The following is a 15957-nucleotide window of genomic DNA, read 5'->3' on the forward strand; positions in this document are numbered from 1 at the left end:
GAATGCGAGCCGCCGTGAGCACCCCCGCCGAGCGCTACGCCCGGTCCCGCCAGCGCGCCCAGCACCCTGTGCTGGCCGACTTCGTCGGGCTCTACTCCTTCGGGCTGGACGAGTTCCAGCTCGAGGCCTGCCGTGCCCTGGAGGACGGCGACGGTGTCCTCGTGGCCGCCCCCACGGGGTCGGGGAAGACCCTCGTCGGCGAGTTCGCCGTGCACCTCGCGCTCGAGCAGGGACGCAAGGCCTTCTACACGACGCCGATCAAGGCGCTGAGCAACCAGAAGTTCGCCGATCTCGTCGACCGCTACGGCCCCGAACGCGTCGGTCTGCTGACCGGGGACCACACCGTCAACGGCGAGGCGCCCATCGTGGTGATGACCACCGAGGTGCTGCGCAACATGATCTACGCGGGGTCCCGCACGCTCGACGGCCTCGGCTTCGTGGTCATGGACGAGGTGCACTACCTCGCCGACCGTCACCGCGGGGCGGTGTGGGAAGAGGTCATCATCCACCTCCCCGAGTCCGTCGCCGTCGTCTCGCTGTCGGCGACCGTCTCCAACGCCGAGGAGTTCGGCGAGTGGCTGGGCACCGTCCGCGGCTCGACCCGCACCATCGTCGAGGAGAGCCGACCCGTGCCGCTGTACCAGCACGTGATGGTGGGGCGACGCATCTTCGACCTCTTCGACGACCCGGGCGACGCCCGCCCCGGTGACGCCGCGTCGGCGAAGGTCAACCCCGACGTGCTGCGCATCAGCCGCGACGACGCCCAGCGCTCGCGCATGCGCGACTACCGCGGCAAGAAGGGGTCCGGGGGAGCGGGACGGCACGGCCGCAAGCCCACCAGCCAGCGCGGGCCCGGGGTGCCGAGCCGCTTCGAGGTGGTGGACCGGCTCGCGGGCGCCGCCCTGCTGCCGGCGATCTACTTCATCTTCAGCCGGGTCGGGTGCGACGCCGCCGTACGCCAGTGCCTCGACGCCAACCTGAGGCTGACGACCCCGGCGGAGCGCGACACGATCATCGAGCTCGTGGAGAGCCGCTGCGCCCACATCCCCGCAGAGGACCTGCACGCGGTCGGGTACCACGACTTCCTCGACGGCCTCTCCCGCGGCGTGGCCGCCCACCACGCCGGTCTGCTGCCGACCTTCAAGGAGTGCGTGGAGACGCTCTTCGAGGCCGGCCTGTGCCGGGTCGTGTTCGCGACCGAGACCCTGGCCCTCGGCATCAACATGCCGGCCCGTTCGGTGGTCATCGAGAAGCTCAGCAAGTGGAACGGTGAGACCCACGCCGAGCTGACGCCGGGGGAGTACACCCAGCTGACCGGTCGTGCCGGGCGACGCGGCATCGACGTGGAGGGTCACGGGGTCGTGCTCTGGCAGCCCGGGCTGGACCCCTCGGCGCTGGCCGGCATGGCGTCGACGAGGACGTATCCGCTGCGCTCGAGCTTCCGCCCGTCGTACAACATGGCGGTCAACCTGGTGCGGCAGGTCGGGCGGGAGACCTCACGACAGCTGCTGGAGAGCTCCTTCGCCCAGTTCCAGGCCGACAAGGCCGTCGTGGGGCTGGCCAAGCAGCTGCGCAAGGCCGACGAGGCCCTCGCCGGGTACGCCGAGGCGGCGAGCTGCGACCGCGGCGACTTCGCGGAGTACGACGCGCTGCGCCGTCGCATCTCCGAGCTGGAGAAGCGGGCGTCGAAGGTGCGCCGGGCCGACCGGCAGCAGGCGGCCTCGGAGTCCCTGACGAAGTTGAGGCCCGGCGACGTCATCGAGGTGCCCGCCGGCAAGTTCTCCGGGCTGGCGCTGGTCATCGACCCGGGCAACCCGCACGACCGCGACGGGCAGCGGCCGTACGTGCTGACGTCCCAGGCGCAGGCGCGCCGGTTGGGCACCTTCGACTTCCCGACCCCGGTCGAGGCGCTCACCCGGATGCGCGTGCCGAAGTCCTTCAACGGACGCAACCCGCAGTCGCGACGGGACCTCGCCAACGCCTTGAAGGCGAAGACGCACGGCTTCCTGCTGCCGCCCGGGCAGCGCGGTCGTGACGCCCGCGACGCCATGCCCGACGTCGACCCGGCCACCCGCCGCGAGATCGAGTCCTTGCGCAACGCGCAGCGAGCTCACCCCTGCCACGGCTGCCCGGACCTGACCGACCACCTGCGGTGGTACGACCGCTGGCACAAGCTGGACCGCGACGCCTCGACGCTGCGCAAGCGCATCGAGTCGCGTACGCACACCATCTCCCGCCAGTTCGACCGGGTCTGCGAGGTGCTGACCCACCTGGAGTACCTCGACGGTGACCAGGTCACCGCCCGCGGCGAGCGGCTGCGCCGCATCTACACCGACATGGACCTGCTCGCGGCCGAGTGTCTGCGACGTGACCTGTGGGTCGAGCTCACGCCCTCGGAGCTGGCCGGGGCCCTCTCGGCCCTGGTGTACGAGGCCCGCCGCGCCGAGGACGGCCCGCCCCCGCGGCTGCCGGGTCGAGGCCCCCTGCCGGGGGTGCTCACCGACATGCACAGGCTCTTCGCCGAGCTGGAGGCTGTCGAGCGCGAGCACAAGGTCCAGTTCCTGCGCGAGCCGGACCTCGGTTTCGTGATGGCCGCCTACCGCTGGGCCGAGGGCGACGACCTCGACGAGGTGCTGCGCGTCTCCGGGCTGGCTGCCGGAGACTTCGTGCGCTGGACCAAGCAGATCCTCGACCTCGCCGGACAGGTCGCCTCCGCTGCCGCGGGGACCCCGCTGCAGAAGACCGCGAGGCAGTGCCTGGACCAGATGCGACGCGGCGTGGTGGCGTACTCCTCGATGGCCGAGGTCTGACCACCCCTGACCACCATTGGCGCTCAGAGTGCGCTCAGAGAGCGCTGAGCGCCTCCGGGATGCCGGTGTCGCCGCCGACGAGCTCGAACTGCTTGCCGACGGTGGTCGAGTCCTGCAGGCAACGGCGTACGACGTCCGCGACGTCCGCGCGCGGTATCTCGCCCCGCTCGACCTTCTCGGCCGCGGTGACCTTGCCGGTCGGGGCGTCGTCGGTGAGGCCGCCGGGACGGATGACCGTCCAGTCCAGACCCGAGTCCCGCAGGGCGGTGTCGGCGTCACGCTTCGCGTGCACGTAGGCCTGCCAGACCTCTCCGGCGTCGTCGCCGGGGTCCTCGTCGACGCTGATCGCCGAGATCTGTACGAAGCGCGTGATGCCCGCGATCTTCGCGCCCTCGATCGACTTCAGGGACCCGCCCAGGTCGACGCTCTTCTTGCGCTCGACGTCGCCGTCGGGGCCACCACCGGCGGCGAAGACGACAGCGTCGCAGCCCTCGAACTGCTTGGCGAAGCCCTCGGCGTCGGTGTTCTCGATGTCGAGCATGCGGGCCTCGGCGCCCACCGCCTCGACGTCACCGACCTGCTCGGGCTTGCGGATGAGGGCCACGGGGGTGTTGCCGCTCTCCACCAGGAGGGGGTGGAGGTGCATGGCGATCTGGCCGTGGCCACCGACGACTGCGATTCGACTCATAAGCGACTCCTGCCCGTTCACGGGCGAGGCACACGGCCTGTGGGCCGGGCGACAGCGTCAGCCGCGCGACTCAGCCTCCGAGCGTCTCGGTCAGACGCTCGGCGGCAGAGCCCAGTCCCCATCGCTCGGTCAGTCCGGCCGCGGCCTCGGGGTCCACCGGACCGGTCGTCGGCAGCGTCAGGTCGGGGTCGCCGAGGTCGATCTCGCGAGCCACCGCGACCACCCGCGGCGCGACGTCGAGGTAGTCGGCCGCGTCCTTGACCTTGCGGCGTACACCCGGCGCCATGGCCGCGGCGGGGTCCTCCGCGGCGGCTCTGACGCCGTCCAGGTCACCGAACCTGCCCAGCAGGGTGGCGGCGGTCTTCTCACCCACTCCGGCTACACCGGGCAGACCGTCGGACGCGTCGCCGCGCAGGGTTGCGAAGGCGGCGTACTGCGCACCCGTCACGTCGTACTTCGCGCGCATCCAGGCGTCGTCGACCCGCTCGTGCCTCGAGACGCCGCGGGCGACGTAGAGGACCCGGACAGCCGGTGCGACGTCGGCCGGGGTCACGAGCTGGAACAGGTCGCGGTCACCGGTGACGACGTCGACCGGCATGCCGCGCCCGGCGTACGTCGTGGCCAGGGTCCCGATCACGTCGTCCGCCTCGTAGCCGTCCGCCCCGACGACCGGGATGCCCCAAGCGGCCAGCACGTCGCGGATCACCGGCACCTGCGCAGCGAGCGGATCGGGCACCTCCTCGACGTCGGGGTCGGTCTCGACCTCCTCGACCACACGGTGCTCCTTGTACGACGGCAGCAGCTCGACCCTCCAGGCCGGACGCCAGTCGTTGTCCCAGCAGCAGGCCAGGTGCGTGGTCTCGTACTCACCCACCAGTCGGGAGATGAAGTCCATCAGGCCGCGCACCGCGTTGACCGGCGTGCCGTCGGGGGCGGTCACGGTGTCGGGCACCCCGTAGAACGCGCGGAAGTACAGCGAGGCGGTGTCGAGGAGCATCAGGCGCCGGTCGGTCATCCAGGCATCCTGCCACCGCCTCGACGCAGCAGGGCCGAGGAAGCGAATGAACGCCTCCTCGGCCCTGTGCGGGCGTGCCGCGGGTCAGCGGCCCTTGCCGGGCTTGCCCTTCTCGGCCTTGCCCCTGTTGCCCTTGCCCTTGTTCCCCTTGCCCTGGTCGTGAGGAACGACCACGGTGTCGGTTGCAGTTGCGACGTTTCCGGCTGCGTCGGTCGCCGTCACGGTCACCGTGTACGTCCTGCCGTCGCCGCGCGGATCGCGCTCGGCACGCACCTCGAAGCCGTCAACCTGGCTTCCCTGGACATCCCCCGGACGGTCGCCGCCGTAGAGCCCACGGTCGGCCTCGTCACTCGTGACGCCGACCTCGATCGTCGGCTCCTCGCCGGAGTCGTCGGTGGCCTCGATGTCGAGGGTCAGCGGCACGAGCCTGCCGTTCGGTGCCTTGATGCGGCCCGGTGAGACCGAGACCGTCACCTCGGGCGCCGTGGTGTCAGGGGTCGTCGGGTCAGGCGTCACCATCGAGGCGATCACCGGGTCGTGGTCGCTCGAGGCGTACGGACCGGGCGCGTCGTACGGGTCGTTGGAGTACGCGAAGTACAGGTAGACGTACGGCTCGACCGAGTTGATCCGCCAGGCGGTGGCGTCGTCGAAGTTGTCGACGGCGCTCGGGGAGGCGAACAGGTCGTCGAGACGACCGACCGCCCCGTCGAAGCTGTAGGTCGGCTCGTTCTCACCGAGCTCGGCGATGAGGTCGACGTAGCCGGCGTCCTTGATCACCTGCACCGGCGGCTCCATCGCGTACGCGTTGAAGTCACCGCCGAGCACGTAGTCCGTGTCGTCCGTCCCGGTCGGTGAGCCCTCGAGCCAGTCGAGCAGCCGGTTCGCGGCGTAGACCCGGGTGTTGTTGCAGTTGCCCAGGAGCTCGGTGTCGGGGTCGCTCTCGAAGGCACCGGCGCCGGTGTAGGCGTCCGACGTGCGCGTGCCATCGCTCTCGCAGGAGGAGCCCTTGGACTTGAGGTGGTTCACGACCAGGGTCTGCTCCTCGCCCTCGATGTCGAAGGTCTGCGCGAGCGGCTGCCGGTTCTTGAAGGCCGGAGCACCGCTGCCGTCGACCAGGAACTCGTCGAGGTCCGTGGTGGCCGCGGTACCGACCTCGGTCGCCGTCTCGGGCCGGTAGAGGATGCCGACCGCGATCTCGTCGGTGCCCAGCTCACCGTTCTGCAGCGCGGCGCCCGGGTCGACGTACGCCCAGGAATCGTTGGTCTCGCCGTCGTCGGCCGCGTCGAGGGCGTCGACGAGCTGCGCGATCGAGGACAGTTCTCCGTCGCCGTAGTCGTTCTCGATCTCGATGACCCCGACGACGTCGGCGTCGAGGTCGTTGACGGCGGTGACGATGCCGTCGAGCTGCGCCTCGTACTCCGCAACGCTTCGAGCACCGCGAGCGCCGGGGAACCCGGTGCCGTCACCGTTGCCGTTGAACAGGTTGAGCACGTTGAACGTGGCCACCCGCGGGCCGTCTGCGTCGAGCTCGGGCGCCTCGGGACGCGGCATCTCGACCAGGTCGGGAAGCACGGTGGGCTCGAGCAGCCACTTGCCGAAGCCATAGGACAGCGCCCCGGTGACCGACTCCACCGTGTCGCCGAGGCGTGCGCCGTCCTCACCGTCGAGGTACTTCGCGCGGGCCGCGTCCCGGTCGCCGGCGTCGTCGAGCACGATGCCGCGCTCGAAGTTCTGCTCGGCGACCTCCTGGGCGCCGTCGTCCACCGGGGCGACGTCGGTGGGCGTACGCAGCACGCCGTCGACGGACAGGCCGACCTCTCCGAAGCGCCAGGTGTCGAACAGGTTCGAGACCGTGAGGTCGGAGGCCGTGACCTGCATGCCCTCCAGCGACTCGCGCTCCTCCTCGGTCGCCGGGAGGTCGAGGTCGGTCGCCGCAGGCACGTCGACGCCGGTGGCGCAGACGGCGGCGGCCGTGACCTCGGTCAGCTCGGTGAGCTCGAAGAACTCGTCCACCGTGCCACCGACGGCGACCTGCTGACCGACGGCGACCTCGCCGACGCGGTCGCGGACCGAGTCGGCCTCCGCGCCCGCCGGGTCGCCGATGTAGACGAAGAGGCCCTCGGAGGTCGCGGGATCGTCGTCGACGTCGGCGGCCTCCTCCTGCACGAAGTAGCCACCGAGGTCGGGCGCGACCTGGGTGACCACGGCGTTCACGACGACCTCCTGGCCCTCGAGCGGCGAGGCGTCCCCCGGGCCCTGGACGGCCGAGATGAGCGTGGGTCCGGCGTCACAGCTCGGGGCGGGAGGGGCGACCGGGGGCTGCTCCTCCGCCTCCTCGCCGTTGACGATGCCCCGCGACGCCCTGGACGGCCCGGTCCAGACGCCGTCGAGCTTCTGGAGCGACTGGCCGACCGGGGTCGAGCCGGTCTCCGCGACGCCGATGTCCGTCGAGGTCGACCCGCTCGCCGGGCCGCCGGTCGCGGTGAAGTCGCCCTCGTAGGAGAGGAACTCGACGACCGTGCCGTCCGCGGCGACGAGTGCCCAGCCGTCGGGCTCGCCGTTCTGGATCCCGCTGTAGTCGAAGGCGAACGCCTGAGTCGCGTCGCGCGCCTCACCGCTCACGGGGATCGTTCCGTAGACGATGCCGTTGCTGCCGTTGTAGAGGACCAGCGACCAGCCCTCGATGCTCGCGCCGACCGGCACGGTCACCTCGAGGAACTCCCCGACGTCACCGCCGTCGTTGTCGTAGTGGATCTCGGAGGTGTACGCGCCGTTGTCCGGGGAGGCGTCGAGAGCAGGCTCCTCGCCGTCACCGGGCTCACCACCGTCACCGGGCTCGCCGCCGTCACCGGGCTCACCACCGAGGCCCGGGTTGACCGTCCCCTTGGAGGAGGGATCCGTGACGGTCCACGTGCCGTCGGCCTGACGGGACAGCGAGGCCCCGGCGGGGCCAGTTCCGTCCTCCGCGACCCCGATGTCGGTCGAGGTCATGCCGTCGGCGGGACCGCCGACCGCGGTGAGCGTCCCCTCGTAGGACAGGAACTCGGCGACACTCCCGTCACCCCGCACGAGGGCGAGCCCGTCGGAGGCGCCGTTCTGGAGGCCGTTGGAGGGGTAGTCGAGCACGAGGACGCCATCGACGACGTCGGCGTCGGCCAACGTGCGGGCGGACCCGTACGGGGCGCCGTCGTTGCCGTTGTAGAGCACGACGGACCAGCCCTCGACGCTCGTGCCGTCCGGCACCTGCACCTCGATGAACTCGCCCGTGTCCGTGCCGGCGTTGTCGTAGTGCAGCTCGGAGACGAACGGCGTCGTGGGCACGGCGGCGTACGCGGGGGACAGGCCGGTCAGGCCGGCGGTGCCGCCGGCGACTGCGGCGGCACAGAGGACGGCAAGGGCCGTCCGGGGAGATCGTGGGGTCACGGTGGTCCTCGGTCATCGGTGGATGGGTGCGGGCCGCCCGATCGGCCGGACCCGAGCCAACGCGGTCGGGATGAACGCCAGGTGACGCCACGCCGCACGAAACAGGCAGGACACGCAGAGTTCACCCCTCGGCCCAGACCGGGACGACTCGGGCGGTCCCTAGGCTGGGCGGGTGGCTGCCGACTCCTCACCGACGCGACGCACCCTGCTCCGCGGCGGTGTGGTGCACACCGGGCGCCACGACGAGCGGCACACCGCCCTCGCGATCGAGGGCGACCGCCTCGTGGGCTCGGGGGACGACGCCTGGGCGTCCGCATACGACGGCGCGGACGAGGTCGTCGAGCTCGCCGGGGCCTGGGTCGCACCGGCGTTCGTCGACGCGCACGTCCACACCGTGGCGACCGGCTTCCTCCGCACCCAGCTCGATCTCATCGGCCTGCCCAGCCTGGAGGCCTGCCTGCGCGCGGTCGCGGAGCACGACGAGCGGCAGCGCCGGGAAGACCCCGACCGATCGGGTGACGTGCTGCTCGGCACCGGGTGGGACGAGACCGCCTGGCCCGAGCGGCGAGCCCCCACCGGAGTCGAGCTGGACCGGGCCGCGCCCGGCCGGCCGGTCTACGTCGCACGTGTCGACGGGCACTCGGCGGTCGTCAGTGCTCGCTTCGCCGAGCAGGTCCCCGACGTGCGCTCCCTGCCCGGCTGGCACGACTCGGGGCTGGTCGAGCGGGAGGCGTACGCCGCCGTCAACGCTGCCCTCGGCACCCTGGTGGGTCCCGGCCAGCGCCTGGAAGCGGCCCGCGCCGCTGTCGCGGCCATGGCCGCAGCCGGCATCGCCGGGTTCCACGAGAACGCCGCCCCGCACCTGGGCCCCGCCGAGGAGATGAGCCTGGTGCGGCGCGCCGCCGAGGAGCGGGGGCTCCACGCGACCCTCTACTGGGGGGCCCGGGACGCCTTCGACGTGATGGACGCGTACGGCGCCGTCGGGCTGGCGGGCGACCTCAACGCCGACGGCGCGATCGGCTCGTGCACCGCGGCGATGAGTACGCCGTACACGGCGCTCCCCGACCACAGTCACGGTGACGGTCACGGAGAGGCATCGACCCACCGTGGCCACGAGTTCCTGAGTGTCGACGAGGTCGCAGCGCACGTGCTGGCCTGCACCTCCCGCGGTGTCCAGGCGGGATTCCACTGCATCGGTGACGCGGCGCTGGAGGTCGTGGCGGCGGGGTTCGAGTCAGCGGCGCGCACGGTCGGCGACGAGGCGCTGCGGGCCTGTCGGCACCGCCTCGAGCACGTCGAGATGCCCAGTGCCCGGGTCCGCGCCACGATGGCGCGCCTGGGCGTGGTCGCCTCCGTGCAGCCCGTCTTCGACGCGCTGTGGGGCGGCCCGCACGGCATGTACGCCGACCGGCTGGGGGAGCGGTGGCGCGAGATGAACCCGTTCGCCGCCATGCACGGCGCCGGTGTGCCGCTGGCGCTGGGCTCCGACGGCCCCGTCACCCCGGTGGGCCCGTGGGAGGCCACCCGCGCTGCCGTCGCGCACCGTACGCCCGGTCACGGCATCGACGCCGCGACCGCCTTCGCGGCGCACACCCTCGGGGGCTGGCGCGCGGCCCGTGTCGACGACGCCGGGCGTCTGGCCCCGGGCTGGCGAGCCCACCTCGCCGCATGGCGTGTCCGGGAGGAGCCGACGGACTCGGGCTGGCTGCCGGGGACGCTCACGAGCTCTTCGTCGACGACGTCGGTGCCGGTCCCCACTTGCGAATCGCTGTGGGTGAACGGCCGACGCGTCGACCGACATGACCCGAAGTGACTATTGCGCACCAGCGGAGCGAGTTCGAATTCCCTGACGACACGCCCGCAAACGTCGATGGCGCGAAAAATTCTCGGAGATTTCATGGACCGCGAGCTGCCCATGACCTGCAGGTTCTTCACGTTCCCCCAGGTCAGACCCGCCTTGACACCTCAGGGCCGAGATCAGAAAGTGATCCCCGTCATCCTGTGCAGAACGCCGAGGAAGAGTGCGGAAAGACGGAGTGGGAGCCGGGGTCGGGGGTCCACCGACAGCCGGCACCACATCGCGCCGCGCGACCCGAGGCGGGGAGGGACCCGGAGGGGGCCCGCGTTCGCTAGACAACTTTCCGTACCGGCCATCCAGGTCGGCGCGGTCAGGTCCGAAGGACGCGGATCCCCTCCGGCACTGCGCCGGCCCCCTCACGTAGGTTGCCGGGCGTGACGTTCGCCCGCGCCTGCGCCGCCGTCGTGACCGGCATGCTGCTCGCGGTCTCGGTCGCCCCGCTGTCCCTGTGGTGGGCGGCGCCGCTGGGTGTCGCAGCGCTCGGCCTGGCCGTCTGGCGGGCGAGGTTGCGCACGGCCGCCTGGCTGGGACTCCTCGCAGGCCTCGTCTGGTTCGGTGTGGCGGTCTCCTGGGTCTCGCGGGTGGCGTTCGCCGCCTGGCCCGGCCTGGCCCTCGTCGAGGGCGTGTACGTGGCCGTGCTCGCCGTGGGTCTCGCAGCACTCTCGCGCCTGCCGGCCGCTCCGTGGTGGCAGGCCGCGCTGTGGGCGACGGTGGAGACCGTGCGCAGCAGCTGGCCGCTCGGTGGCTTCCCGTGGCTGCGGCTCGCGCACACCACACCCGACAGTCCGCTGTCCTCGCTGCTGCCGCTGCTGGGCGTCGTCGGCACGAGTCTCGCCGTGGCCCTGGTGGGCACCTCGCTGTGCGCGGTGCTGCTCGCGGCGTACGCCCGCCGGCCCCGCCGTGTGCTCGGCGCCACCGTGGGCGTCGTCGTCGTGGCCGGGACGAGTCTCGTGACGCTGCTGCTGCTGCCCGTCCACGCGGCGGCGGACACGGGCGTCGCGGGGGAGGACCTGCAGGTCGCGCTGGTGCAGGGCGGCATCACCGCCGGCTCCTCGACGATCTCCTCACCCGACATCGTGCTGGACAACCACGTGGCCGCCACGCTGGAGCTCGCGGCAGCGGTCGATGCCGGTGAGCTGCCGCCCCTGGACCTGGTGGTGTGGCCGGAGAACGCCTCGGACGACGACCCCTTCCGTGACCCCACGGTGTTCGCCGCCATCACGGGTGCTGTGCGTGCCGTGGGCGCGCCCGCCCTGACCGGCATCGTCGTCGACCGGGACCCGGCCTCCCGAGCTGCGGGACTGCGCTGGGCGAACCGGGTGCAGGTCTGGGACGCCGCGGGGGAGCCCCGCGGGTCCTACGACAAGCAGCACGGCGTGCCGTTCGGGGAGTACGTCCCGCTCCGCGACCTGCTGACGCCGCTGTTCCCCCAGCTGGCGGCGGTGCCGCAGGACATGCGCCCGGGCATCAGACCGGGGGTGCTGGCGGTGCCCCGCGTCGGCGAGCGTGCTCCGGCCGGGGGCCAGGCACCCGAGGAGCAGCCCCGGACCCTCCCCGTCGGCGTGCTGATCTGCTTCGAGGTGGCCGACGTCGGCCTCGCCCGCGACGCGGTGGCCGACGGCGCGCAGGTGATCGCCGTGCCGACGAACAACGCCACGTACCTCGGCACGCCGCAGCTCGCGCAGCAGCTCCAGATCGCCCGCACCACGGCCATGGCGACGCATCGTCCGTTGCTCATCGCCGCCACGAACGGCCTCACCGCGCTGGTCGACGCCGACGGCGAGGTGCGTACGCAGCTGCCCCTGCAGGACACCGGCGTGCTGACCGCGGCGGTGAAGCCTCGCGCGGACCTCGTGCCCGCGGTCGCGCACGGGCTCCTCATCGACCGGATCGTGTGGCTCGTGGCCGCTCTCGGTGTGCTGCTCGCCGTCATGGCTGCGCGGCTGCGGGGCCGCCGGGAGACGTCCGTCCGGTCCGGCGGTGAGGCGGCGTGACCCCGGCCTTCGCGGACCCGGACGCGGGTCCGGGTTCGGGGCCGGGCTCGGTCGTCGTGGTGGTGCCGACGTACGACGAGCGCGAGAGCCTGCCGCCGCTCCTGGACCGCATCGAGGCCCTCGAGCTCGCGGTGGAGGTGCTGGTCGTCGACGACGGCTCACCCGACGGCACCGGGGAGTACGCCGACCAGCGCGCCGCGCGTACGCCCTGGCTCCACGTCTTGCACCGCACGACGAAGGAGGGGCTGGGCGCTGCCTACCTGCACGGGTTCGCCTGGGCCCTGCGCCACGGTGCGGACGTCGTCGTGGAGATGGACGCCGACGGCTCGCACCAGCCGGAGCAGCTCGTCCGGTTGCTGGCGGCTCTCGAGCACGCGGACGTCGTGATCGGCTCGCGCTACGTCCCCGGCGGGAGCGTCGAGGACTGGCCGCTGTCGCGCCGGCTGCTCAGCCGAGGTGGCAACCTCTACATCCGTGCCGCTCTCGGCGTGCCGTTGCGGGACAGCACGGCGGGCTTCCGCGCCTTCCGCCGCACTGCGCTGGAGACCATCTCGCTCGAGGACGTCGAGTCCCACGGCTACGTGTTCCAGGCCGACCTCGCCCGCCGCGCCATCGCGCGCGGTCTGCGGGTCGTGGAGGTGCCGATCACCTTCGTCGAGCGCACCCGGGGCGAGTCCAAGATGACCGCGGACGTCGCCTGGGAGTCCCTGCGGCTGGTCACCCGATGGGGTGTGCGGGCCCGCGCGTCCGAGGCCGAGGACCGTGCGCGGCGGGCGTGGCGCCGCGTGCGGGGGTCGTTCTCGGCCACCTCCTAGGCTGTGAGCATGTCCGCGCCCGGCTCCCGACGTCGCAGCGCCCCCTGGGGACTGCTGCTCGCGGCGTTCATCGTGGTCCCGCTGATCGAGATCTACCTGCTGGTGCAGGTCGGTCAGGTCATCGGCGCCGGGTGGACGATCCTGCTGCTCGTCTTCGACAGCGTGGTCGGGGTGGCGCTGGTGCGCCGCGAGGGCACGCGCGCCTGGCGTGACCTGCAGGCGACCCTGCAGGCCGGACGCGCGCCCACCACCGGGCTGGCCGACGCAGCGCTGCTGCTCATCGGCGCCACGCTGTTGGTGACACCCGGTTTCCTGACCGACGCCATGGGCCTCCTGCTCGTGCTCCCGGTGACGCGGCCGTTGCTGCGGGGCGCGCTCGCGAGGCGGCTCTCAGCCCGGGTGCAGACGATGGGTGGTCCCGCGGGACGCTTCGGCGGCGTGACGTTCGGACCCACGGCCGAGCCGGGCGCGTACGGCCGCCCGGGCCCCGGCCGGGGTCGTACGCCCCGCGACGGGGTCGTCGAGGGAGTCGTCGTGGAGTCCCACGAGGACGGGCAGGACCCGCCCGAGGCGGAGCGTCCTCCGGACGCGACAGCGCCCCGCCGCTGAGCCGGAGCTCGTCGACGGGGCGCGGGAGACGTCAGGAAGCGCGTGACTTCTTCGTACGACGGTGCAGGTGCGCCGGACCGATCTGCCCGGTGCGGAGCAAGTCGATGCGCTCGGCGAGGATGTCTTCGAGCTCCTTCTCGGAGCGACGCTCGAGCAGCATGTCCCAGTGCGTACGCGCGGGCTTCTCGGCCTTCTTCTCCGGCTCGATGCCCTGCACGTTCATGCTGACCTCGCCGCAGCGCGGGCACTCCCAGGTCGCCGGCACGTCGGCCTCGGTCGACATGGTGATCTCGAACTCGTGGTCCCTGGGGCACTTGTAGGCGATCTGCTGACGGGCGGCGAACTCGATGCCGCGCTCGTCCTCGAACGACTGCCCTCCGAGGCGTGCGCCTCGCAGTGTCCTCTCTGCCATGGTTGTCCTCCCGGACTCGTGGTGTCGCCCGTCGATGCGTGACGGGCGGCGAGTGAGTCGTACCCGCTCAGGTGTGTAACGAACGGCGGCACCGGTGTGTTCCACCGACACCGCGTACGAATGCGACATTCGCACCAGTATGTCCGATTCGGGACCGCGCTGCCAGTCGAGGCGAGCCCGTGCTCAGCGCGCTGATGCGGAGCGGGCAGCGTCCCGCATGCCGCGCTCGGTGTCCACTCGGGAGAGCAGCAGCGCGCCGAGGCCGAAGAACGCGATCAGCGCGAACATCGCCGGCCGGTAGGAGCCCGTGATCTGGAAGACCACGCCGAAGGTGAGCGTGCCGAGCCAGGAGGTGCCACGGTCGGCTGCGTGGTAGAAGGCGAAGTACTCCGCCTCCTTGCCCACCGGGATGAGCACCGAGAAGTACGACCGCGCGAGCGCCTGACAGCCCCCGAGCACGACGCCGATGGCGACGGCGAGCACGAGGAAGGGCACCAGCGCCCCGGCGGGCACCACGAGGGCCGCGGTCACGATGCCGCCCCAGATCGCCAGACCCAGCAGGATGGCGTGCTTGGCCCCGATGCGCGCCGCCAGCCGTCCGAAGACGAGCGCGCCGGCGAAGGCGACGAACTGCACCAGCAGGATCGTCGCGATCAGCACCGACTGCCCGAAGTCGAGCTCCTCGGCACCGTAGGTCGAGGCCGAGGCGATCACGGTCTGGATGCCGTCGTTGAAGAAGAGGTACGCCAGGAGGAACAGCAGTGCCATCGGGTAGCGGGGGAGCTCGCGCAACGTGCCGGCGAGCTGCCCGAAGCTCTGCGAGACGATGCCGCCGGAGGGACGGCGCCGCTCGCTCAGCTCCACCGGCGGGTGGTCGCGCAGTCGCACGACGGGGATGATCGTGAACCCCGCCCACCACACGACCGCCGAGAGCATCCCCACCCGCACCGCTTCGCCCTCGGTGAGGCCGATCGCCTCGTGCGCGGTCACCACGACGAGGTTCAGGGCCAGCAGCAGCCCACCGCCGAGGTAGCCGAACGCCCATCCGCGCGAGGAGACCGCGTCGCGTCGCTCGGTGGAGGAGATCAGCGGCAGGATCGAGTCCTGCACGACCACCGATCCCGCGAACGCCAGGTTCGCTCCCACCAGCGCGATCGCCCCGATCTGCCAGTTGCCGTCGCGCGCGAACCACAGCAGCGACCCGAACGCCGCACCGGTCCAGGCGAGACCGCCGAGCAGCAGCCGCTTGCGCACCACCCTGTCGACGACCGGTCCGAGCAGGGGCAGCAGGACGGCCGAGAGCACCGTGGTCATCGTGATGAGGTACGACGGCAGCGCGCCCGGAGCCACCGACAGACCCAGCAGGCTCACCCGGTCGGTTCCCGCGGCCTCCGCCGCATCGCCCGCGACCGCGATGATGTACGGCGCGAAGAGCACCGTGACGACCGAGGTGTAGTACGCCGAGTTGGCCCAGTCGTACCAGTACCAGGCGCGCTGCTCCGCCCGGCGTTCCGGCGACTCGGGCGGCGGAGCCGTGGTGGCCCGGCTGCTCACACCGGTCCTCTCCAGGCGCCACGCTCGATGAGCACCGACCGCAGCGTGTCGGTGCGGTCGGTGAAGAGACCGTCCACGCCGAGGTCGAGCAGCCTGTGCATCTCCTCGGCCTCGTCGACGGTCCACACGTGCACGTGCTTGCCGGCGGCGTGGGCGCGGCGTACGAAGGCCGGCGTCACGACGTCGACCGGACCCCGTCGGGCCGGCACCTGGAAGACGCCGAAGTCGCCACCCTCCAGGAGCCGTGCGGCCCGCGGTGGGGCGAAGCGCCACGCGGCGACCTCGACCGGGTGTGCCGAGGTCGCGACACGACCCCCGGTGGCGCGTCTGAACGCCCGCAGCACCCGCGCGGAGAAGGAGCCGACGCACACGCGGTGCTCGGCACCGCGCCGCAGCACGGCGTCCGCGAGCGGCACCGCGGCCGCCGGGGACTTGATGTCGATGTTGAAGCGGACGTCGGGGAACTCCTCGAGCACCTCCGCGAAGGTCGGCACCGGCTCCCGACCCCCGATCAGGGCGCGACGCACCTCCGCGAGGTCCAGGCCGGCGATCGCCCCGGTCAGGTCGGTCACGCGGTCCAGCACGTCGTCGTGGAAGACCAGCAGCACCCCGTCGCGGCTCAGGTGCACGTCGGTCTCCAGGCAGTCGTAGCCGAGAGCCACGGCGTGCCGGAAGGCGGCCGCGGTGTTCTCCAACCCCTCCAGCTCCGGGTGCCCCGCACCCCCGCGGTGCGCGAAGGCCATCACGCTGCCCGGCCGCTCGGCGACGACGTCGAGGAA

General features: G+C 72.2%; 11 protein-coding genes. 5 read left to right on the forward strand and 6 right to left on the reverse strand.

Going from position 1 to position 15957, the window contains the following annotated elements; translation table 11 throughout:
* Positions 1-2 precede the first annotated feature (2 nt).
* A complete protein-coding gene (locus KLP28_16185) occupies positions 3-2810 on the forward strand; it encodes a DEAD/DEAH box helicase (protein QWC85042.1) in 2808 nt (935 codons plus the stop codon).
* A gap of 34 nt (positions 2811-2844) precedes the next feature.
* Here the strand turns inward: KLP28_16185 and KLP28_16190 are convergent, their stop codons facing one another.
* The 3 genes from KLP28_16190 to KLP28_16200 form a co-directional block, all read right to left on the reverse strand.
* Positions 2845-3498 (reverse strand): SDR family oxidoreductase, encoded by a 654-nt coding sequence (locus KLP28_16190; protein ID QWC85043.1) that lies wholly within the window; start codon positions 3496-3498, stop codon positions 2845-2847.
* 70 nt (positions 3499-3568) lie between these two features.
* Positions 3569-4495, reverse strand: coding sequence for a 5'-3' exonuclease (locus KLP28_16195; GenBank protein QWC87049.1), 927 nt, complete (start codon positions 4493-4495; stop codon positions 3569-3571).
* Between the two features lie 102 nt (positions 4496-4597).
* Positions 4598-7936 carry an ExeM/NucH family extracellular endonuclease gene (locus tag KLP28_16200; protein QWC85044.1) on the reverse strand — a complete coding sequence of 1113 codons (3339 nt, stop codon included), beginning with the start codon at positions 7934-7936 and terminating at the stop codon, positions 4598-4600.
* 172 nt (positions 7937-8108) lie between these two features.
* Here KLP28_16200 and KLP28_16205 point away from each other — a divergent pair, with 172 nt between their 5' ends.
* The 4 genes from KLP28_16205 (at position 8109) to KLP28_16220 (ending at position 13212) form a co-directional block, all read left to right on the forward strand.
* A complete protein-coding gene (locus tag KLP28_16205; GenBank protein QWC85045.1) occupies positions 8109-9749 on the forward strand; it encodes an amidohydrolase family protein in 1641 nt (546 codons plus the stop codon).
* A gap of 419 nt (positions 9750-10168) precedes the next feature.
* The gene (lnt, locus tag KLP28_16210) at positions 10169-11788 is read left to right on the forward strand and encodes an apolipoprotein N-acyltransferase (GenBank protein QWC85046.1); all 1620 of its coding nucleotides are present in this window, start codon (positions 10169-10171) and stop codon (positions 11786-11788) included.
* On the forward strand, positions 11785-12603 hold the full coding sequence (locus tag KLP28_16215) for a polyprenol monophosphomannose synthase (GenBank protein ID QWC85047.1): 819 nt from the start codon (positions 11785-11787) through the stop codon (positions 12601-12603). The genes lnt and KLP28_16215 overlap by 4 nt, the downstream gene beginning before the upstream one ends.
* A gap of 9 nt (positions 12604-12612) precedes the next feature.
* Positions 12613-13212, forward strand: coding sequence for an FxsA family protein (locus KLP28_16220; GenBank protein QWC85048.1), 600 nt, complete (start codon positions 12613-12615; stop codon positions 13210-13212).
* A 31-nt stretch (positions 13213-13243) separates the two neighbouring features.
* Here KLP28_16220 and KLP28_16225 read toward each other — a convergent pair whose 3' ends face one another.
* The 3 genes from KLP28_16225 to KLP28_16235 form a co-directional block, all read right to left on the reverse strand.
* Positions 13244-13624 carry an RNA polymerase-binding protein RbpA gene (locus KLP28_16225; protein QWC85049.1) on the reverse strand — a complete coding sequence of 127 codons (381 nt, stop codon included), beginning with the start codon at positions 13622-13624 and terminating at the stop codon, positions 13244-13246.
* Positions 13625-13807: 183 nt separating this feature from the next.
* Entirely contained in the window at positions 13808-15178 is a 1371-nt protein-coding gene (locus tag KLP28_16230; protein ID QWC85050.1) for an MFS transporter, read from the reverse strand.
* On the reverse strand, positions 15175-15921 hold the full coding sequence (locus KLP28_16235) for a glycerophosphodiester phosphodiesterase (GenBank protein ID QWC87050.1): 747 nt from the start codon (positions 15919-15921) through the stop codon (positions 15175-15177). The genes KLP28_16230 and KLP28_16235 overlap by 4 nt, the downstream gene beginning before the upstream one ends.
* Positions 15922-15957: the final 36 nt, after the last annotated feature.

It is taken from the genome of Nocardioidaceae bacterium, from assembly GCA_018672315.1.
In the GTDB taxonomy this organism is placed as follows: Bacteria; Actinomycetota; Actinomycetes; order Propionibacteriales; family Nocardioidaceae; genus TYQ2.

What these genes read in the sequence shown, in the direction of transcription:
- KLP28_16185 (QWC85042.1), top strand. Translation starts at nt 3, where the DNA reads ATGCGAGCCGCCGTGAGCACCCCCGCCGAGCGCTACGCCCGGTCCCGC.
- KLP28_16190 (QWC85043.1), bottom strand. Translation starts at nt 3,498, where the DNA reads ATGAGTCGAATCGCAGTCGTCGGTGGCCACGGCCAGATCGCCATGCAC.
- KLP28_16195 (QWC87049.1), bottom strand. Translation starts at nt 4,495, where the DNA reads ATGCTCCTCGACACCGCCTCGCTGTACTTCCGCGCGTTCTACGGGGTG.
- KLP28_16220 (QWC85048.1), top strand. Translation starts at nt 12,613, where the DNA reads ATGTCCGCGCCCGGCTCCCGACGTCGCAGCGCCCCCTGGGGACTGCTG.
- KLP28_16225 (QWC85049.1), bottom strand. Translation starts at nt 13,624, where the DNA reads ATGGCAGAGAGGACACTGCGAGGCGCACGCCTCGGAGGGCAGTCGTTC.
- KLP28_16235 (QWC87050.1), bottom strand. Translation starts at nt 15,921, where the DNA reads ATGGCCTTCGCGCACCGCGGGGGTGCGGGGCACCCGGAGCTGGAGGGG.